The organism is Vibrio phycocola (assembly GCF_054404255.1).
In genome coordinates this window covers 272660-291696 of sequence record NZ_JBTAMQ010000002.1, presented here as the reverse complement: position 1 = coordinate 291696, position 19037 = coordinate 272660, and the positions used below count along the sequence as shown (strand labels likewise).

Sequence of the window (19037 nt, the reverse complement as noted above, 5' to 3'; positions counted from 1 at the left end):
ATAATGCGACCTTGAGTCAATGGATAAGTCAGTTTATTTGATAAGAAGTCGCATTAAGGTACTATTCCTTTGCGTTGATTTCTACAAAAGGTGTGCTCGCCTTTCATTTATCGTAATGATAGATAAAGGAAAATCAGCGAAAATTACAACAATAAGGGTGTAAAGCCGATCAAAGGAGAAAAAATGAAAAAGTTAATCCTCTCTGCGTTGCTTCTGTTACCGATTGCGATGCCTGCATCGGCTTCAGTCGAAGGCATGGTGAATGTTGAAAGTACATTTGATGTTGTCGAGACGACTGATCGATTGGAAGGAATCTTAAAAGAGAAAGGTATGACGGTATTTAACCGCATTAAGCACTCTCAAAGTGCAAGTGATGTCGACATTGAATTACGTGATACTGAGTTATTGATATTCGGTAACCCTAAAGCTGGCAGTCCTTTGATGAAGTGTCAGCAGAGTGTTGCTATCGATCTTCCACAGAAAGCGCTTATTTGGAAAGATGAAAGTGAGAAGGTTTGGATATCGTATAATGATCCACGTTTCCTAGAACAAAAGCACGGCATCAAAGGCTGTGAAAAAGTGTTGGCTAACATTGAAAAAGCATTAGGTAACTTTGCTAAGGCTGCATCTACAAATTAATGTATCTCACTTTATTAGAATAAGCTTTATTAGAAAAAATAGTATTTGGGTTCTAAGTTTAGAGAGTGAAAAGGGAAACATGTGCTTCCCTTTTATTAACTGGTTATTTCTTAGCGCTAAATTGAACCTGATATTGGCCAAGTCCTGCATAATCAATGGTCGTTAGTTGGTCAAACTCAACTTCGGCAATACCACAATATGAGCCAGTAATCAGGGCTTCTCCAGCCTTGAAGTCAACACCGCGACGAGTCATGAAATTGATCAACCAATAAATTGGCAGCTGAGGAAGCGGGTTAGGGTGTTTCCCAGCAAATGTTTGAACCTGTTCACCTTGGGTAATAGTGATGTCGATGTTTGCCGCAGCAAATGCTTTCTCACGGTTAATCTCAGGACCAATGAATACCCCTTGGTTTACTAGACCATCAGCAAGTCGTTCATAAAACTCAGCATCACTATCGTCGGCAAAGCGAGATTGAATTAACTCCAGCGCCATGTGGCAAGAGCCGATAGCTTCGTTGATTTCTTCGTCAGTATAGCCATTAGGATTAGCGGGTAATGCTTTTGACAGTATAAAAGCAATTTCAGGTTCAACTCGAACGACGCCATTGTCTGCGAATAAATTACACGTGTCGCCTTTTTCAATGAGTGAGGAGAAGATCGGTGCGACAATAAACTTATCTTCTGCAAGTGGTAATAAGCATTTCCAACCGCCAATAGAATCGTCAATTGTCTCTGCCATTGCAGCTTGAATAGCGAGTGCTTCATCAGTGTTGCTTGGGCGTAGTTCTTCAGTTAATCGTGGTGCTTTTGTTCCAGCTACTCGTCGACTAAGGAGTTCAGCAGCTGCTGCTTGATAATTGATTGTCATATTATATTACCTTAAGTGTATATAGCTCAATAATACAATATTTCAAAGAATCTTAATAGATGATGAATAGAGAGTTGTGGGTTGTGTATTCCAATCGTAGATTTCTCTAGATGTGAGGCGTTGATTTAATACAAGTTTGTGGTTTATGAATGCCATAACCTTGACCATAGTCGATCCCTATATCGCGAAGAATTGAGAGTATTTCATCATTCTCGACAAATTCGGCGATTGTTTCCATCCCCATCTCATGAGCAATTTCATTGATAGAGTTAACGATAGTTTGATCGATCGGCTCATCGATAATGGACTTAATAAGACTGCCGTCAATTTTTAGATAATCGACCGGAAGTGTTTTTAAATATCCATATGATGATGAACCGCTACCGAAATCATCTAGGGCAAATTTACACCCTGTTTTTTTAAGCTCTTCGATAAACGTAATTGCTCGGTTAATATGAGAAACAACCGCAGTTTCCGTGACTTCAAAGCACACTTTCCCCATATCTACGTCAGAATTAGCAACCATTTCAAGCACATCACTAAGGAAGCTTGCGTTACTTAAACTAACGCCAGAAAGGTTAATGGAAACAATTGGGTTCTCGTCAGCGAAAAGTTCAGTATATTGGCTGAGAATCGTTTGAACGACCCACTTATCGATTAATGTAATAAGGCCGTGTTTCTCAGCAACAGGGATAAAGAGCCCCGGAGGCACCGGATTTCCATCTTTATCATTGTAGCGAAGAAGTATTTCGTAGTGTGGTGCATTATTCGTAGGTGAAAGTGGGAGAATACGCTGTTTGGCTAGGAAAAATTGTTCATTTTCAAGTGCTCCAGTGATATCAGCGATATATCCCATTTGCACCTGCTCGGTCTGCATGCCTCTATCGCGCGAATTGGAAAAGTAAGTGCAATTCTTACCCATGTCCTTTGCTTTGTAGCAGGCGATGTCTGCAAGGCTCATAAGGACTTCTTGGCAGTCTCCTTCGTCGCATCGAATAACACCAATACTAATTCCAACACCATAGCTGGCATCATTCCAGACCAGACGGTAATCTTTCACCGTCGAGATTATGTCTGTACAGATGAGTTCGATTTCTTGCAGTGTGCGATCAGGAAGAATCAAACCAAATTCATCACCGCCAAGTCTTGCGAAAACGTCAATTTCGGATAAATGTTGTGACATCAATTTGGAGAGCTCCGAAAGCAAGCTATCTCCTACCATGTGTCCGGCAGTATCATTAATTGTTTTAAAATTATCTAAGTCTAAAAATGCGATATAAATGTTTCTATTTGGGAAAGATAAGAAACGTTTTTTTTCATACCGCTTTAGGCGAGCGTTGAAGGTACGTCGGTTGACTAAACCCGTTAGATAATCGTGGCTGGCTTCATATTCGAGCTTTTCTGTTAACGAGACTTTTTCCGTTAATGCGGCTTCTGAGCGCTTACCGTTTCTAATCATCACCAGTAACAGAACTATAATTATGAAAAATGACGCCATGATAACGAGATAAACTAGGATTTCCCTTAGGTTGAATTCATATTTAGGTTTCTCTTTTCCTATGATACTCGAACCTTGAGGTAATTCCCTTAGGGAGAGGTTGCGCCGCTTAAGTTGATCGAAATGCCATACCCATGAATTACGACTTTTAAGAATTGATTGAATGTGGTCAATTTTTGTTCCATTGAGGTAATCGATTAATAACTGGGTTGCTTGCCCGCCGTGATCGATAGGATCGAGAGTAAATACAGCGAAAGCACCGTGGCGTAATGCACTGGGTAGTAGTGCGAAATAAGGCTTTTTATGTGGTTTCATACCTAATTCGATATAGGCTAATTCCCATGGAAGCAATTCGTCTGTAATAGGATCTCGTAGTTGCCCTGCAACAAGAATTGGCGTTGTGTCTGAGAATTCTCTCAATGCAACGGTGAGTTCTTTTGCCGTCATATCAGTGAGGAAATGCAGAGTTTGAGGAGCATTGGGAGACTGCTTGGCATCAAGCAGTTCTTTTCGATATGCAATTCCAGTCGAAGTACTGTCACTTAAAACAATCAATTCGTCTTGATTTAGGGTAGATTTGATATCAATGATAGCTTGTGCAAGGTTTCTATTTTCAAGAACACCTTTAACATGATTTAATGCAAAAATTCTAGGGTCAGGATAACCCACGCCCATAAAAAATATTGGAATTGACAGAAATTGACTGGATGAATGATCCAGGTATAAGCTCATTGCTGGATCATCGGCAATGACCATTGCAGTGAGTTTTCTATTTTCGTATTTCTTCGTCAGATAGAGATAAAAATCTTCGTTTTCAGCAACGTGTGGAAATCGTTTCGCATCCATGTATTCGTGGTAAACATTGACTGTGGTATGTGCGTTTAACATTTCGTTAAAACCACGTTTTATCCCTTGGTCCCATCCATTTTGTTCATCGTAAGAATGCAGGAAAAGCACATTTGGAATGCTTGAGTTTGCGAATGAAAAAGTAGACCAGAATAAAGCGAATATGATTAGACGAGCTACCATCTGTCTCTCTCAATAATTAATCCATTGTTTCTACTATAGTTCATAAATGAGACTCATGTTGATAGTTCTCCTAATTAATACGATATTGTTGATATTACATAGAATACTAATAAAAGTGCCATACTGAACATTCAGTATGGCACTTGAATATTATATGGTTAAAAATGCAGAGTTATGCGGTTTTTGGCGGGTAGCTTTCCAAAATTTCCACGCCTGACTCAGAGGTAATTGTTACTGATTCGATACCAGCAGGGCAGAAGAAACGGTCAAATTTGGTGAGTTGAGTCGTTTCTTCACCAATTTTGATTGTGCATTCACCTTCAACCACGATGCCGATGTAAAAATCGTTTTCAGATTTTTCAACGCTACCTTGTATTGTCGATTTTTTCACACGGAACTTATCGGTTACGGTTTCATCTATCAAGGTTTCTTGGAATGATTGATCCGAATAACGATGGTTCACCGAAGGTTGTTGAAAGAACTTCTCAACACTCTCTTCTACAGATAATTTTTCAAAATCAAACACATCCATACAAAAATCTAGGCCACGCCTCATAAACCGAGCTTCTTCCGGCATCGTATAACCCGCTTTTGTAAATTCAAAGCGAACGGCCCAATCAGATGGCTCCATTATTTCAACCATCAAAATACCTTCACCAATGGCATGAGGTGAACCACCGGGAATAAACAGACAATCCCCTGGCTTTACGGCTATTTTCTCGAAGCACTCTTCCATTGCGTCGATATTTTGCGTTTCAATCATCTCTTTAAACGCTTCTCGAGATGGCGGATGTTGAAATCCAACATAGACATAGGGGTTAGTGACTTCTTCGCGAATATCAAGAATATAATACCCCTCAGCTTTACCGTGATTACTGTCTAGGTATTCACGCGCAAATTCCGCGGTAGGGTGAGCTTGGAAGTGTAAACGTACCGACGAATCGAGAAACTTAACCAACAACATAGGGTTAAGGTCAAACGCTTTATTATGCTTTTCACCTAGAAAGTAGCTTGGGTCAGATTTGAGGAGTTCGTCAAAACGAATGGATTCATCGCCAACCACAGCATGTGAAATACCTTCAACGATGTGTTCTCGATCTGGGTTGACCGCTTGAGTGGTCGAGCCAATCCAATCTTCAGGAAAGTGAGTATCACCAGGTACTGACTTTTGCTCTAATTGGTCGAGGATTTTACCCCCAGTATAGGTCCGCCAAACGCGATTTGAGGTAAATCGAACAAGTTTATTTGTATAATTCATTAGCCTAGTTACTCAGATTGAAGTTGTAATGTTTTGGTAATTAGTGCTTTCGCGCCATTTGTTTTAAGCTCGTTAACGGCTGAAATAAGCTCGGTAACGAACGTTTTATTCTCGATTAAATCTTGGCCAAAAATATTGCTGAGGCGAAGTAGTGATAATACGATTTCTTCAGCGGTTTCAGCCCCTTTATAAGCGTCTCTTAATTGTTCAAGCATTGGGTCATTGACAATGATTTGCTCACCTTTTTCATCGGTTTCGCCAACGTAAACCATCCAACCAGCAATGCCAAGAATAAGCCAAGTTACAGAGGTTCCATTTTCGATATGGAAACGCAGAGATTCACACATACGCTGTGGTAATTTCTGACTGCCATCAGTCGCAATTTGCCATGTTTCATGTTTCACGCTTGCATTTGAGAATCGTGAAATCAGTAAGTTCGCGTATTCCGCCAAATCGGTACCTTCTGGCATCGATAATGTGCTGGCTTGTTCAACACTCATTAATTGAAACGCCGCCTGACGAAAGGCTTCATCAGCCATGGTTTCATAGATATAGCGATATCCAGCAAGATAACCAAGATAGGCTAAAAATGAGTGGCTGCCATTGAGCATACGAAGCTTCATGTTTTCAAAAGGAATGACATCGGCAACAAACATAGCACCAACAGCATCCCATTCTGGGCGGCCGTTTACAAAGTTATCCTCGATAACCCATTGTCTGAACGGTTCACATACAATACCACAAGGATCTTCAACGCCTAGGCTCTCGGTAAGTTCTACAAGACTTACCTCAGTAATGGCGGGAACAATGCGGTCGACCATGGTACAAGGGAATGTGACATTTTTTTCTATCCAGTTACCGAGATTAGTATCAAGTTTGTTTGCGTAATCAAGAATTACTTGCTTGGCGACATGGCTATTTTCCTGGATGTTATCGCAAGACATGACCGTAAATGGGGTAATGTTTGATTCCTTGCGAATTCTCAATGCTTCAACAATATATCCGATGGCAGATGAGGGGGTTTGTGGGTTAGCTAAATCAGAAATGATAAGAGAATTATTAAAATCCAAATGCCCAGTACTGAGATCAGCGCAGTACCCTTTTTCGGTTATGGTCATTGATACGATAGCGACTTGCGGTTCAGCTAATTTATCTAACACCGCCTGTTTCCCATCATGAATCGGGTGGACGGATTCAATCACAGCTCGACTAATTTTAGATACGTTAGAGTCGGTGTTCTTTTCAAGTACGGAATATAAATGGTCCTGTTCACGTAACTGTTTAATCAGTTGGCCACCAAATAAGTTTATCTCACAAATACCCCAATCAGACCCCGTTTTCTCAATCATCTCACTGGTGTAAAGACCTTGGTGTGCGCGATGAAATGCACCAAAGCCGATGTGGACAATGCGGGTTTTAAGATTTGAACGATCATAACTTGGATTTATGACATGTGAGTTCAAAGGGGTATTCGATATGTTTTTAGCCACGTTAGTATCCTATTGGATGTAAATTAAGAAATGAGTGATACAACCAAAAGAGCGCTAATTAAAGCGCTCTTTTAGGGTGAAGCTGTTATTTAGGGAAAGCGCCTGGCATCAGCTTTTGTGGAAGCCATAATGCAATCTCTGGGAACATAATAATCAACAGTAAAATAAGCAGCATCGGTAAGAGAATGGTGATGACTTCTCGCATTACTTGAACGACGTTCATTCCACCTATCGAGGCTGATATGAGCAAGCACAAACCATATGGCGGGGTCACCAGTCCAAATGCTAAAGAGATAATTCCGATAATTGCAAAGACTACTGGAGATATATCTGCTTGAGCCGCCACCGGCAATAATACGGTACCTAAGATAATGATGGTTGGAATCGCATCAATAAACAGGCCAAAGAATAAGAATAAGAAGGCAATAACAAGCGACGTTCCGATTGTTCCAAATTCCATATCCGTCATAAAGGTGATTATTAAGCGAGGTACGTTGTAGTACGCCAATAACCAACCAAATACTGAAGCGGTACCGATTGCAAACAGTGAAATTGATGCAAAACGTCCGGTGTCATAAAGGATGGTTCCGACTTGGCGTGGCGTTACTGTTTTATAAATCACCATACCGAGGAACAACGAGTAACCTGCTGCAATAATGGCACTTTCTGTTGGAGTAACGATTCCTGCAACGATACCGTATATAACGAAGACAGGCGTTAACATCGCAGCGGCTGCTCCTTTAAATGCGGTACAAGCCGATTTCCAAGTTGGTTTCATGGCAATCGGGTAGTTATACACTTTCGCGTATCCATATACGGTTGCCATGAGAGCAAAGCCGATCATAAACCCAGGTACTGCTCCAGCGAGAAATAGAGCACCAACAGATACTTGCATCACACCACCCCAAACAATCATTAAGATACTTGGAGGGATAATTACGCCCATAACGGCAGAACAAGCGGTAATCGCAATAGCAAAACGACGGTCATAGCCTTCATTAATCATTGCTGGAATTAGGATTTTACCGCAACCAGCTGCGTCGGCTGTTGATGATCCCGATATACCAGCAAATAGCATTGATACGGCAACGTTAACATGGCCTAAACCACCGGGCATCCAACCTGTTAATACTCGAGCCAAATCGATAAGTTTATCGGTAATTTTACCGGCATTCATCAGGTTTGCCGCGAGTAAGAAAAATGGAACGGCGAGCAAAATGAAAGAATTATAAGATTGGAACATTCGGTCGATGATAATAAAAGGAGTCAACCTGATATCTAGTGCAACGACAGGTAGGGTGGCAATACCTAATGCAAAGGCAACAGGTACACGTAATATAACCAGAAGTAGGAAGCTGCCAACTAATAAAGCGCAGGCTATTCCAGTAGAAAGAATCATGATGTCGCCCTTTTATTCGTTTTGTATTCTTGAAATGCTTCGGCAAGGTTTAACAATGAGAATACCCCCCAAAGCAGTCCAGCGAGCGGAATGGTAATGTGGGTTATCAGTAGATTTGCATTCATCATTACTGAATGTTGGATAGAACCAAATTTCGCGTAATCAATGCCATACCAAGAGAATAGGAAACCAAATCCACCCACAGCAACGTATACAATGGATTTTTGAATCAGCAAGATAAGTGGGTTTTTACTGTCAGGCAGAACTTGAACATCAAAGTGGGTATTTTCCCAAACAGCTAAAACGGAACCTATCATTACGACCCAAACGAAAATGAATGTCGCGAGTTCTTCAGTCCACAGATACACTGGAATAATTCCTGTATATCGGGCGAGAACCTGCATTGCGACGGGAATAATAAGTGCGCCGGTTAAGACACCTAAGATGACTTTTAGCACAGTGCAAAGCGACGTTAGCTGGCGCTTGATCATATTGAACCTCGAACAACTATTTCGTAAACAATAAAATATCCTTGAGGCCAATCTAGGCCTCAAAGATATTTATGATTAACTAAAATAAAGATTAATAAGCATTACTTGGTACGGATAGCTTCAAGTAATTCAGTTGCATTGATACTTGCTGCGAATTTGTCTTGAACAGGTTTAACCATATCGAGCAGCTTTTCACGACCTTCAAACTCAGATACTTGGATTTGTCCAGCATCCGCCATTTGCTTAAGTTTAATGCCGTCTTCACGAGATTCTAGTTCACGACCGTAATCACCGGCTTCTTTACCTGCTTTCATGATTGCAGCTTGAAGTTCTTCAGGAAGCTTACGGAAACTTTTACCACTAAATACGATTGGGCGTACGGTAATTGTGTGAGCAGTAAGTGTTACGTTAGGCGCAACTTCGTAGAACTTAAGGTTTTGGATACTTGCCGCTTCATTTTCTAGACCAGCAACTACACCGGTTTGAATCGCATTATAGACTTCGTTGTATGCGATAGCAGAAGGGGCTGCACCGATAGCATCAAAGATTTGAGCCTGAATTGGAGCGCCCATCACACGCATTTTGTGGCCAGCTAACTCATCCATATTGCTGATTTTCGTATTTGAAATCAGGTTACGAGTACCACCGCCAGCATAACCAACAATAACGATATCGGCTTTATCAGCAAGCTCTTGCTCTAATGGTGCAAGAGTGTCGCTAGACAGTACCGTATTCCAGTGGTCTAAGTCACGGAATAAAAATGGCATGTCCATAAGTGGAATTGAAGGAGCGAAACGAGCCATATTTGAAGGTGCTAAGATGGTGTAATCAATTGCCACACCTTGGTTTAAGAAAGTCACGTAGTCTTTCTCAACACCTAATTCGCCGTTGAGACGTAAATCGAACTCAACATCACCTTTATAATACTGTTCAGTTAATTCAGCGAATTTCACCATTGTTTTAGTAAATGTATGTTTATCATCAAACATGCTCGCGCCACGAAGTGTCTCTGCACTTACTGAAGCTGCTGAAGTAGCCAAAGCTGCAAACGTTACGCTTGCTACCGTCGTTTTAAGGACCTTTTTAAATTTCTTACTAATTAACATAGGACATTTCCTTGTTTATATTTTTTGATTGTAGGGTAGTTAAAACTATGCAACTCATGTCTTCAAAATTGATTGAAATTTTAAAAGTAATATTTAAGACATGGAGCTTAGTATAAAGATGTTTTTGGTAAGGCCAAACGACGAACCTCACAATTAAGTGTCCTGACCAATCTTTTGGTTAATCGTGTGAGTCGGGTCAATAAATGTACACATTTTGATTGAAATTGAGGTAATTTTACGCAAGATAAGCCTTATAAAACTAAATTAATAAAAATTGGACTGACCAATTAAATCATATTAGTATGATTAATATGTCTTAAAATACGCATTATATGAGAGTAATCACAGTGTGTTTAAATGCTCATAACTTGCATTTACAAGGGCTTGAAATCAATGACTTTACCTAAGCGCTTATACCAAGAGGTCGGTGCTGCATTAAAAGAACGGATATCAGCAGGAGAGTTTGCTGTCGGTGACAAGTTGCCACCAGAACGGGAAATATCCGAGATGATGACCGTGAGCCGATCGGTAGTGCGTGAGGCGTTGATCATGCTTGAAATTCAAGGCATCGTTAATGTACGTAAAGGCTCTGGTGTTTACGTAATTCGAATTCCTACTGAAAGAACGCATTCACAATCTAGAAAAGAGGAAGATTGTGATGACGTGAACGATGATGTCGGCCCTTTTGAAATGCTTCAAGCTCGTCAGTTTCTTGAAAGTCGTATCGCAGAGTTTGCCGCTCGGCAGATTACGAAAAATGACATATCAAAACTGCGTCACTCTCTTGAATTAGAACGTATTAATCTCGAAAACGATCGTAAAGATTACGATGGTGATGAGATGTTTCATATCGCCATCGCTGACGCAACACAAAATAGTGTACTCAGTGATATGGTGCGAGACCTTTGGGTCCGTCGAAATAATAGCCCAATGTGGCAGCAATTGCATAAACACATTAGCAATGAAAATTACCGTAAGCGTTGGCTGCATGATCATGAATTGATTCTGGCGAGTCTTCAGCGGCGAGACCCTGCTGGAGCGCGTGATGCAATGTGGCAACATTTGGAAAATGTTAAACAGACACTACTTGGTTTATCGGATATTAGCCATCCACAGTTTGATGGTTACTTGTTTAATATTGACCCCATCACTCATTACCCTACCGATTAGAAATAGAACAATGCCCATTGGGAAAACATAGCTGCCAATGGGCCTATCAAGCTATAAACATAATATATTTAGAGAGGATATAACATGGAACAGACATGGCGTTGGTATGGACCAAATGACCCTGTATCACTCGATGACATTCGCCAAGCGGGTGTTACCGGTATCGTTTCCGCATTACATCACATTCCAAATGGTGAAGTATGGCCAGTAGATGAGATCGAGAAACGGAAGTCAGAAATTGAAGCTAAAGGTATGGTTTGGTCCGTGGTGGAAAGTGTTCCGGTGCATGAAGAAATTAAAACGCGCACAGGTGAATTTCAGACGTGGATTAACAATTACAAAACGACGTTAGAAAACCTCGCGAAGTGTGGTATCGATACGATTTGCTACAACTTTATGCCGGTGGTGGATTGGACTCGTACTGACCTTGAGTATGAAATGCCGGATGGTTCTAAAGCGTTGCGTTTCGACCAAATTGCTTTTGCTGCATTTGAATTGTTTATTTTGAAGCGTCCTAATGCGCAATCGGATTATACCGAAGCAGAGCAGGCAAGTGCGAAGCAGTATTATGAAGCAATGACTCCAGCTGACGTTAGCAAGTTAACCAAAAATATCATCGCGGGATTGCCGGGTGCTGAAGAAGGTTACACTCTGGATGAATTTCAGAAACAGTTAGATCGTTACAACGGTATTGATAGCCAGCGTCTGCGCGAGCACTTAGCTTCATTTCTTAAGGAAATTACACCTGTTTGTGATGCGAACGGCTTACGTTTAGCGATTCATCCTGACGATCCACCGCGTCCGATTTTGGGCTTACCTCGTGTCGTTTCTACTATCGATGATATTCAGTGGTTAACGGAAGAAGTGCCGAGTCAGTCTAATGGTATTACGATGTGTACTGGTTCTTATGGTGTTCGTGCTGATAATGACCTCGTCACTATGACTGAAACATTTGCCGACCGTGTTTATTTCACGCACTTGCGTTCAACTCAGCGTGAAGAAAACCCGATGAGTTTCCATGAAGCTTCTCATATGGCTGGGAATGTCGATATGTATGGTATGGTCAAAGCAATTTTGGCTGAAGAGCAGCGCCGTTCTGGGGCGGGGGATGAACGTTTAATTCCAATGCGTCCCGATCATGGTCATCAAATGCTGGATGATTTGAGAAAGAAAACCAACCCAGGTTATTCTGCGATTGGTCGTTTAAAAGGGTTAGCAGAAGTTCGAGGTATGGAAGCCGCACTTAAGCGAGCATTTTTTAGCTAGCTTTAAACCGCTATTTTCCAGTTAAATTTAATATGGCCTCGAGATGAGGCCATTTTTTTTATGTTTCGTTTAAGACTTAAGCAGAGCGTGGTTGGCGCAGTTTTTAGTTACATCGCCATTGAGAGCCGCAATTAGATTGTCGACAGCGCAAGTGGCCATATTATGGCGAGTCTCTGTTGTGGCTGAACCGATATGAGGGACGATCACGGCGTTGTCCAACTGGCACAGTGGTGAATCTCCTGGGAGAGGCTCCACCTCAAACACGTCTAAACCTGCTGCGCGAATCGTCTTGTGAGTTAATGCATCGATTAACGCAGCCTCATCAACGACCTTTCCTCGAGATCCATTGACGAAGATAGCGGAGCTTTTCATTAGTTCAAATTCTGGCTGACCAATGAGTCCTTCTGTTTCTTTGGTCAGCGGTACCATGACACAAATAAAGTCTGAGCTAGACAGCACCTCTTTCAAACTCATTTTAGTGGCACTTAAGTGCTGTTCCGCCTCTTTATGTTGTGAACGATTGTAATATTGGATATTCATGTCAAAGCCTAAATGTGCTCGACGAGCAATGGCATAACCAATTCGACCCATTCCAATAATACCGAGTGTTTTTCCATATACGTCTGTGCCGAAAAATGCTTCCCCAATGCTACCTTTCCACTCTCCGTTGCGAACAAAATTGGATAACTCGACGGTACGCCGAGCGGCACACATCATTAGCATGAAAATTGTGTCTGCTGTCGTGTTATTCATGACACCTGGCGTATGCATCAAGGGAATATTTCTCGACGCGAGGTATTCCAAATCATATTGGTCGGTACCCACCGATATGGTCGACGCTGCACGCAATTTTTTAGCGTGTTGAAGAATTTCGGGGCCCATATAATCGCCTGCGCCAATCAAACCTTCCGCGTCTTCCAAAGCAGCCATAAACTCTGCTTGGTTGTGGTCGTTAACATAATCAAATGCTGTGACGTAAAAAAGCGCCTCCAATCTCTGACGTTGGCACTCGGGCAAGGGTTTATAGAGAACGATTTTAGATTTCATATTAACGCCTTTCTAATACAATGTTACGCATGTACCGATGATTACTGTATACCCATGGTTAAATGGTTAATTGGGCATTTTTTCAAAGCAAGAGATATCGTTAAGGATGCCATCCCAATTGCCTTTGCTATCGGTAAAAATGTGCGCTTGTGGTGATACATCTATTTCAGAATCCAAACTGCCAGCTGGTACTGCAACGATATCTCTTTCAACGTTATGAAGTGGAACAAGTGAACTGCAGCTCGAGCAAAAGTTGCGCGCAAAATTGGTATCGGGGTGGCGATAATGGCTAATTTTGTCTTCGCCGCTTAGCCATTTAACCTTGGCTGCTGGAGCAAATAGGTTTGAGCAATGTGCAGAGCCAGATGTTTTTCGACAACGACTGCAATGGCATAAAAAGAATTTTTTGAATTCACCGATAACTTCAAATTGAACAGCACCACATAAACATGAACCATTGTGTACTTGTGTCATTTCCTATCTCCTAGTGTGATTATTAGCCTTAGTGTTGGCGACGAATTGAATAATGTTGCCCCGACGTTGAATTGAGATCGATTACGACGGCTTTGCCACCATAACCGTGTTGATTACATTTTGCTCTGACGGCAACATGGGTGACCTCTTCGGGAATGTGAATACCACATTGACGGCGAGTAAAAGGCTGTTCGTTATCATGAGGATGTGCGAGTAATCGATAACCTAATTGGTTACCGTCTAAGTCAATCACTTCCCAACTATCCGCATAATGATCCCAACCTTGGTCGCTATGGCGAACTGATGTATTAAAGCACCAACTTCCATCATCGGTTTGCAAAGCGTCGACATGAGTGACTTGAGCAAAATCGAGCGATGTTGAGTAGTTTTCTGAGTCAAATTGAGCGGCGTACGCTGATGACATAACCGCGAATGAAAGCAATGCGAATCTCATTATCATTCTCTTCGTAACCTATTGTTAACAATCTTATAGTGTAAATTGGTTACGATTCAATACCAATCCCGATATTGTGACTTAGATAGGATATCGATTGATATCTTCTAAAGCTTATCGCTTTAATGGGGTAGATAGTCGACGAAAAGTGCAAGCCCAAATAATATCAAAATAATCCCTGCGCCTTTTTCAATGATATGAATCGCTGAATATAACCAGTTTTGAACACGAGACTGACCAATAATACTGGCAATGACTAAATCCCAAACTAAGACGGCAAAAAACATCCATACTCCGCAAGAAGCCTGCTGAACTACAGAGACCTCATTGCCTAGAATAACCGCCATCAGGCTCATGTAGAATAACGCGTTTTTAGGGTTGAGGAGGGCAGAATATAATCCGAGTAAGAGCTGTTTTTTCGCCGATGGAATCGCTACATGGGAGGTGTGAAACATAGAGTCATCTTGTTGGCTTTTGACCAGACGTGAGCCTATCCACAACAAGTAGGCGGCACCGAGTAATTCTACGGTCGAAAATAGTAGTGGGTAGTCCTTAAGAGAACTCCAGCCCACGATTGTGATTGCAATATAAAATGCGTTACCCAAAGCGATACCAAGGCAGATAAATTGGCTACCTTTTAGTTTGTAGCGGATCGCATGGGCGATCAGTAAGAAGAAATCTTGCCCTGGGCTTAACAGCGCAACAAAATGGGCGAGAGCAAGCGCAGGAAAAGCCGCAGGTAGAAGGGTGCTGAGTTGCATAAATAAAAACCTATTGTCAAATGAAACCCTGACTATAGGTGGTTGAATTAATGAATTATTGTCGAAAATTGATGTGAGCTTGTTGATATTGTCTTGGCGTTGATGCGGTATAATTAATAAACGCACGGTGCAATTGACTTTGGTCAGAGAAGCCAACTTCAATTGCGGCATCGACAATCGTTGCGCCAGATTTTAACAGTTGTTTCGCTCGTTCAACGCGATAGTTATTCAAGAACGACTTTGGTGTAATGCCAAATTGGTGCTTGAAACTACGAATCATAGCTTCTTTCGTTCGCCCTATTTGCACAGCAAGTGTGTCTAAGGAAGGTGGGTGAATAATATCTTCAAGTAACTTAGATCGGACACTGTGTATTAGTGTATCTTCGTTGGCCGCTGGATTAATCGGAATACAGTAGCGGTGAATAAGTGCGACCAACCTAGGTTCAATCTCATGTACCGTTATGTCTAAATCGTGAGCCATTAATTGATTGATAAGCAAGGTCCAAGTAGCGGATGACGCTTTGAGAGGTGAAGATTCACAACTAAATTGATTGACGGGGTGATCATATAATTTGCTTAGTTGCTGGCAACACCAGTGCTGGTCAATATAAAGCATGTGATAGCTTCGCGGTAGCTCTTCGACTGGATTGCAGGAGTGAACACAATTTGGCTCGATGAGAATCATGTCATTTGGATGCAACAAGCTGTGTTGTTGGTTTATGGTTAAGTTCGTTATACCGGCTTGAATAATGCCGATTGAAAGCTCTGGATGACTATGAGGTTTATATCCTTGTCCGCTGTTCATCGTTGATCGAATCGTCAGGTAGGGAAGGCGTTGGCTGGCCCAAAACTGCTGACTGATATCTCGAACGTGATGATTCACTGAGCTGGCTCCATAAGGTTAATCTGGCAGCTATCTTATTGAATCTAAGTAGAAGGAGCAACCTAGATGATAAACTCCTCCAATTCAGATACGAAATCAACCTCAGTTCTAGTGGCGCACTACTCAGTGTTAATTCGTCAGTGCTTGTTTCACTTGCACTTCAATTTGCGGTAGAAAGGTTTTGTAAGTTGAAACATCTAAGCCACGACGAAGACTTTCTGCTATGGCGTAATTATAGGCCATCGAGTATGTGAAAAATCGATAATAACCTTCACAAAGTCGGTTTTTACCTGAAGTGTCGCGGTGTTTAGGACACCCAGATTGGCATAACCCTTTTACTTTACAACCGGCACATGCATCATCATGATTTGTGGAGTTTTTAACAAATCGTTGTTGAATATCGCTATTTAACAGATCTACGAAATTATCATTGGCGATATTGCCTAATTTATAAGACGGTTCAACATAGTGGTCACAAGCATATACCGAACCATTACGTTCAACGGCGAGTTGACGCCCACACTCATGTGAATGCACACAGAATGTTTCAACCCCTTGTGAGGTTCGAGTAAAAGTAGCATCAAAAAGTTGAATGGATACTCGGCCGAGACCATTTTTCAACCAAGCATCAAATACGGTTACTAGAAATTCCCCCCAATGTGCAGAATCTAGTCCCTGAGATCCTACTACCGGTAAGAATTGGATACTTGTCGCATTTAGTTCTTCATTGAAGTAACGGTATATGTTCGCACCATGGGTGACGTTGTTGTTGTGGATAACGCATAGGATATTGGTGGTTATGTTTCTGGATTTAAGCTTTTTATATCCACGAATGACGTTGTCGTGACTACCGGACTCCGAATAATAGATTCTTTGAGCATCATGGATAGAAAGAGGCCCGTCAATGGAGATGCCGACTAAGAAATTGTGTTGCTTTAAAAAGTCTGCCCAGCGTTCGGTAATTAATGTGCCATTGGTTTGAATCGCATTTGTAATCGTCATTCCAGGGCGTTGATATTTGCGTTGTAACTCGACCGCGAGTTCATAAAATTCGATGCCAGCCATCATCGGCTCGCCACCTTGCCATACAAACTGAACTTCTTTACAGCCTTGCGGTTGTTCATCGATATACTTTTTAGTGAGTAGCTCTAATGTTTCGTTGGTCATTCGGTCGCCATCTTCACTTTTTTCTTTATAAAAGCAGTATTGGCAATTCAAATTACACACATCGCCGACGGGCTTAATAATGGCGTGAAATGGGTATTTCATTTAGTACTCCTCAACTAAGCAGGCTAACAGAATCGTTAGCCTGCGGTTCTATCATTTAGTTACGATAGCTATTTTGCTTCTCGAAATGGAATATCAGCGAATTTTCCATCGCGGAGCATCCAAGTTTGACGATGGTAAAGAGTTGGATACGTCCAATCTTTTTCCACCATTCCAACATCAGCGGCATACTCATCAAACAATGCGACCAGTTCAGCCAGTTTCTCTGGTTGCTCACTTGCAATGTTGACTTGTTCCGATGGGTCATTCGCGATGTTAAATAGCTGCCAATCTTTCCCGACTTTTGGCACATGTGGGCCATTCATACCACGCAGTTTGTAATCACCTTTGACCAACATTTTGTAGCCATTCAGTTCTATCGAAATATGGTCTTCTGGAGAGCGGACTTGTTTCTCTTCACCGGCTAAGAACGGTACCAGTGATTTACCAGAAAACTCATGCAGTTCGATACCATTACGAGTTGTTGGTTTTTCAATGCCAGCCCAATCTAAAATGGTTGGAGTGACATCGGTCACCATGCTGTTGCCAGATGTGACGAACTGGTTTTTGTTTACGATTCCGGCACCAGAAACAATGAATGGAACTCTTACGCCACCTTGCCCAGTTGTTGTTTTATAGTAAGCGTACGGAGTCGTACCTGCTTCAGCCCAGCCTGCTTCATAAGATACGTATGAGTTTGGCAGACCCATATTTTCATATGAAAGATCGAATCCGTCATAAAATTTCGGTGCGTTGCCTGAATAGTTGGTATCCGGTTTTGGATTGGTGCCATTATCGTGAGCGTAGATAATGCGGGTTGTTTCGTATTCACCGATGTCTTTTAGGTGCTGAACTAAACGTCCAACATTATTATCCAACTCTACAAGCATCGCTGCGTAGATCGCCATTGACTTAGCAGATACTTTCTTTTCCTCGTCAGAAAGGGAGTCCCAAGGTTTAAAGTCTTTATTATCAACGACGTCCTTAGCATCTTTATCGACTAATCCGAGCTCTTTAACGCGTTCAAGTCTTTGTTTTCTGATAACGTCATAACCCACGTCATAGCGACCATCATTGAACTTATCAATCCACTCTTTATGTGCTTGCAGTGGGTTATGCGGCGCAGTGTATGCCAAATAAGTAAAGAACGGGGTGTCAGTTGCCTTATCACCAATGTATTCAATTGCTCGGTCGGTATAATAGTCGGTCGAGTAGAAGTCACTCGGTAGCTCATCAAGTCTTACACCATCTTCAGAATAGAAAAAGTGTGGTTCTTCAAAACCATTTAAAGGTAACTGATCGGCATAGTGTGAAATACCACCGCCAAGGAATGCGAATGATTTATCAAATCCTCTTCCTTTTGGTGATGTTTGTGGTGTATTCCCTAAATGCCATTTGCCTGACATGTAAGTATTGTAACCACCGGCTTTGAGCATCTCGGCAACTGTCATGACTTTATTATTTAGCGTCCCTTCATATCCTGCTCGACCGACTTGGTTGGCGGAACGAAGCGGAGGCATGTTACCCATCCCTGTCTTGTGGTTATCGACACCGGTTAGGATCATTGAACGTGTTGGTGCCGACATTGGGTTGGTATAGTAGTCGGTCATTTTTACCCCATTTTCTGCGAGTGCACAGATATTAGGAGTAGGGATTTCGCCGCCGTAACAAGAGAGGTCTGAATAGCCCATGTCATCGGTGAGGATAAGAATAATATTGGGTTTTTCGGCTTGTGTTACAGAGGCTGCGGTTGCTTGAAAACCTGCTGTAAGTGCTAAGCCTGCCGCTATTGCGATAGTACATTTTGATAACTTCATAAAAGCTCCATTCTGTATTGTTAGACCATTTTGTTAGGAGGAGCCAAACTCAATTTTAAAGAGAGACTCCAGTTAATTATCTGGTCTTATTAAGTCATGAAAGAGCTCGATGAAGCGTCTC

General features: G+C 41.8%; 17 protein-coding genes. 3 read left to right on the top strand and 14 right to left on the bottom strand.

The features are described from left to right. Positions 1 to 183 precede the first annotated feature (183 nt). Positions 184 to 639 carry a DUF302 domain-containing protein gene (locus ACXJY6_RS04925; RefSeq protein WP_458767594.1) on the top strand — a complete coding sequence of 152 codons (456 nt, stop codon included), beginning with the start codon at positions 184 to 186 and terminating at the stop codon, positions 637 to 639. Positions 640 to 742: 103 nt separating this feature from the next. Here the strand turns inward: ACXJY6_RS04925 and ACXJY6_RS04920 are convergent, their stop codons facing one another. From ACXJY6_RS04920 to ACXJY6_RS04890, 7 genes are all read right to left on the bottom strand, one after another. After that, on the bottom strand, positions 743 to 1507 hold the full coding sequence (locus tag ACXJY6_RS04920; protein WP_458767593.1) for a hydratase: 765 nt from the start codon (positions 1505 to 1507) through the stop codon (positions 743 to 745). Positions 1508 to 1613: 106 nt separating this feature from the next. Further along, a complete protein-coding gene (locus ACXJY6_RS04915; RefSeq protein ID WP_458767592.1) occupies positions 1614 to 4034 on the bottom strand; it encodes an EAL domain-containing protein in 2421 nt (806 codons plus the stop codon). A gap of 172 nt (positions 4035 to 4206) precedes the next feature. Further along, positions 4207 to 5292, bottom strand: a complete 1086-nt coding sequence (locus tag ACXJY6_RS04910; protein ID WP_458767591.1) for a class I mannose-6-phosphate isomerase — start codon at positions 5290 to 5292, stop codon at positions 4207 to 4209. An 8-nt stretch (positions 5293 to 5300) separates the two neighbouring features. After that, a complete protein-coding gene (locus ACXJY6_RS04905; protein WP_458767590.1) occupies positions 5301 to 6782 on the bottom strand; it encodes a mannitol dehydrogenase family protein in 1482 nt (493 codons plus the stop codon). An 85-nt stretch (positions 6783 to 6867) separates the two neighbouring features. Beyond that, positions 6868 to 8181 carry a TRAP transporter large permease gene (locus tag ACXJY6_RS04900; RefSeq protein ID WP_456051006.1) on the bottom strand — a complete coding sequence of 438 codons (1314 nt, stop codon included), beginning with the start codon at positions 8179 to 8181 and terminating at the stop codon, positions 6868 to 6870. Continuing rightward, positions 8178 to 8672 carry a TRAP transporter small permease gene (locus ACXJY6_RS04895; protein ID WP_456051007.1) on the bottom strand — a complete coding sequence of 165 codons (495 nt, stop codon included), beginning with the start codon at positions 8670 to 8672 and terminating at the stop codon, positions 8178 to 8180. The genes ACXJY6_RS04900 and ACXJY6_RS04895 overlap by 4 nt, the downstream gene beginning before the upstream one ends. Before the next feature lie 101 nt (positions 8673 to 8773). Continuing rightward, complete coding sequence (locus ACXJY6_RS04890) at positions 8774 to 9778, bottom strand: TRAP transporter substrate-binding protein (RefSeq protein ID WP_456051008.1); 1005 nt, start codon at positions 9776 to 9778, stop codon at positions 8774 to 8776. Positions 9779 to 10171: 393 nt separating this feature from the next. On the opposite strand from ACXJY6_RS04890, the gene ACXJY6_RS04885 reads away from it, so the two are divergent. Both ACXJY6_RS04885 and uxuA read left to right on the top strand, forming a co-directional pair. Next, positions 10172 to 10948 carry an FCD domain-containing protein gene (locus ACXJY6_RS04885; protein WP_456051009.1) on the top strand — a complete coding sequence of 259 codons (777 nt, stop codon included), beginning with the start codon at positions 10172 to 10174 and terminating at the stop codon, positions 10946 to 10948. Between the two features lie 84 nt (positions 10949 to 11032). After that, positions 11033 to 12214 carry a mannonate dehydratase gene (gene uxuA / locus ACXJY6_RS04880; protein ID WP_458767589.1) on the top strand — a complete coding sequence of 394 codons (1182 nt, stop codon included), beginning with the start codon at positions 11033 to 11035 and terminating at the stop codon, positions 12212 to 12214. Positions 12215 to 12283: 69 nt separating this feature from the next. Here uxuA and ACXJY6_RS04875 read toward each other — a convergent pair whose 3' ends face one another. The 7 genes from ACXJY6_RS04875 to ACXJY6_RS04845 all read right to left on the bottom strand — a co-directional run bounded on the left by ACXJY6_RS04875 (position 12284) and on the right by ACXJY6_RS04845 (position 18916). Continuing rightward, positions 12284 to 13261, bottom strand: a complete 978-nt coding sequence (locus tag ACXJY6_RS04875) for a 2-hydroxyacid dehydrogenase (RefSeq protein WP_458767588.1) — start codon at positions 13259 to 13261, stop codon at positions 12284 to 12286. A gap of 66 nt (positions 13262 to 13327) precedes the next feature. Next, a complete protein-coding gene (locus ACXJY6_RS04870) occupies positions 13328 to 13735 on the bottom strand; it encodes a GFA family protein (protein ID WP_458767587.1) in 408 nt (135 codons plus the stop codon). A gap of 28 nt (positions 13736 to 13763) precedes the next feature. Next, positions 13764 to 14189, bottom strand: coding sequence for a hypothetical protein (locus tag ACXJY6_RS04865; protein ID WP_458767586.1), 426 nt, complete (start codon positions 14187 to 14189; stop codon positions 13764 to 13766). Between the two features lie 122 nt (positions 14190 to 14311). Then, positions 14312 to 14950 carry a LysE family translocator gene (locus ACXJY6_RS04860; protein WP_458767585.1) on the bottom strand — a complete coding sequence of 213 codons (639 nt, stop codon included), beginning with the start codon at positions 14948 to 14950 and terminating at the stop codon, positions 14312 to 14314. 55 nt (positions 14951 to 15005) lie between these two features. Then, on the bottom strand, positions 15006 to 15833 hold the full coding sequence (locus tag ACXJY6_RS04855; protein WP_458767584.1) for a helix-turn-helix domain-containing protein: 828 nt from the start codon (positions 15831 to 15833) through the stop codon (positions 15006 to 15008). A 129-nt stretch (positions 15834 to 15962) separates the two neighbouring features. Next, positions 15963 to 17102 carry an anaerobic sulfatase maturase gene (locus ACXJY6_RS04850; protein ID WP_458767583.1) on the bottom strand — a complete coding sequence of 380 codons (1140 nt, stop codon included), beginning with the start codon at positions 17100 to 17102 and terminating at the stop codon, positions 15963 to 15965. 68 nt (positions 17103 to 17170) lie between these two features. Continuing rightward, positions 17171 to 18916, bottom strand: coding sequence for an arylsulfatase (locus ACXJY6_RS04845; protein WP_458767582.1), 1746 nt, complete (start codon positions 18914 to 18916; stop codon positions 17171 to 17173). Positions 18917 to 19037 lie beyond the last annotated feature (121 nt).

What these genes read in the sequence shown, in the direction of transcription:
- ACXJY6_RS04925 (WP_458767594.1), top strand. Translation starts at nt 184, where the DNA reads ATGAAAAAGTTAATCCTCTCTGCGTTGCTTCTGTTACCGATTGCGATG.
- ACXJY6_RS04895 (WP_456051007.1), bottom strand. Translation starts at nt 8,672, where the DNA reads ATGATCAAGCGCCAGCTAACGTCGCTTTGCACTGTGCTAAAAGTCATC.
- ACXJY6_RS04875 (WP_458767588.1), bottom strand. Translation starts at nt 13,261, where the DNA reads ATGAAATCTAAAATCGTTCTCTATAAACCCTTGCCCGAGTGCCAACGT.
- ACXJY6_RS04885 (WP_456051009.1), top strand. Translation starts at nt 10,172, where the DNA reads ATGACTTTACCTAAGCGCTTATACCAAGAGGTCGGTGCTGCATTAAAA.
- ACXJY6_RS04860 (WP_458767585.1), bottom strand. Translation starts at nt 14,950, where the DNA reads ATGCAACTCAGCACCCTTCTACCTGCGGCTTTTCCTGCGCTTGCTCTC.
- ACXJY6_RS04920 (WP_458767593.1), bottom strand. Translation starts at nt 1,507, where the DNA reads ATGACAATCAATTATCAAGCAGCAGCTGCTGAACTCCTTAGTCGACGA.
- ACXJY6_RS04850 (WP_458767583.1), bottom strand. Translation starts at nt 17,102, where the DNA reads ATGAAATACCCATTTCACGCCATTATTAAGCCCGTCGGCGATGTGTGT.
- ACXJY6_RS04845 (WP_458767582.1), bottom strand. Translation starts at nt 18,916, where the DNA reads ATGAAGTTATCAAAATGTACTATCGCAATAGCGGCAGGCTTAGCACTT.
- ACXJY6_RS04870 (WP_458767587.1), bottom strand. Translation starts at nt 13,735, where the DNA reads ATGACACAAGTACACAATGGTTCATGTTTATGTGGTGCTGTTCAATTT.
- ACXJY6_RS04910 (WP_458767591.1), bottom strand. Translation starts at nt 5,292, where the DNA reads ATGAATTATACAAATAAACTTGTTCGATTTACCTCAAATCGCGTTTGG.
- uxuA (WP_458767589.1), top strand. Translation starts at nt 11,033, where the DNA reads ATGGAACAGACATGGCGTTGGTATGGACCAAATGACCCTGTATCACTC.
- ACXJY6_RS04900 (WP_456051006.1), bottom strand. Translation starts at nt 8,181, where the DNA reads ATGATTCTTTCTACTGGAATAGCCTGCGCTTTATTAGTTGGCAGCTTC.
- ACXJY6_RS04890 (WP_456051008.1), bottom strand. Translation starts at nt 9,778, where the DNA reads ATGTTAATTAGTAAGAAATTTAAAAAGGTCCTTAAAACGACGGTAGCA.
- ACXJY6_RS04915 (WP_458767592.1), bottom strand. Translation starts at nt 4,034, where the DNA reads ATGGTAGCTCGTCTAATCATATTCGCTTTATTCTGGTCTACTTTTTCA.
- ACXJY6_RS04865 (WP_458767586.1), bottom strand. Translation starts at nt 14,189, where the DNA reads ATGAGATTCGCATTGCTTTCATTCGCGGTTATGTCATCAGCGTACGCC.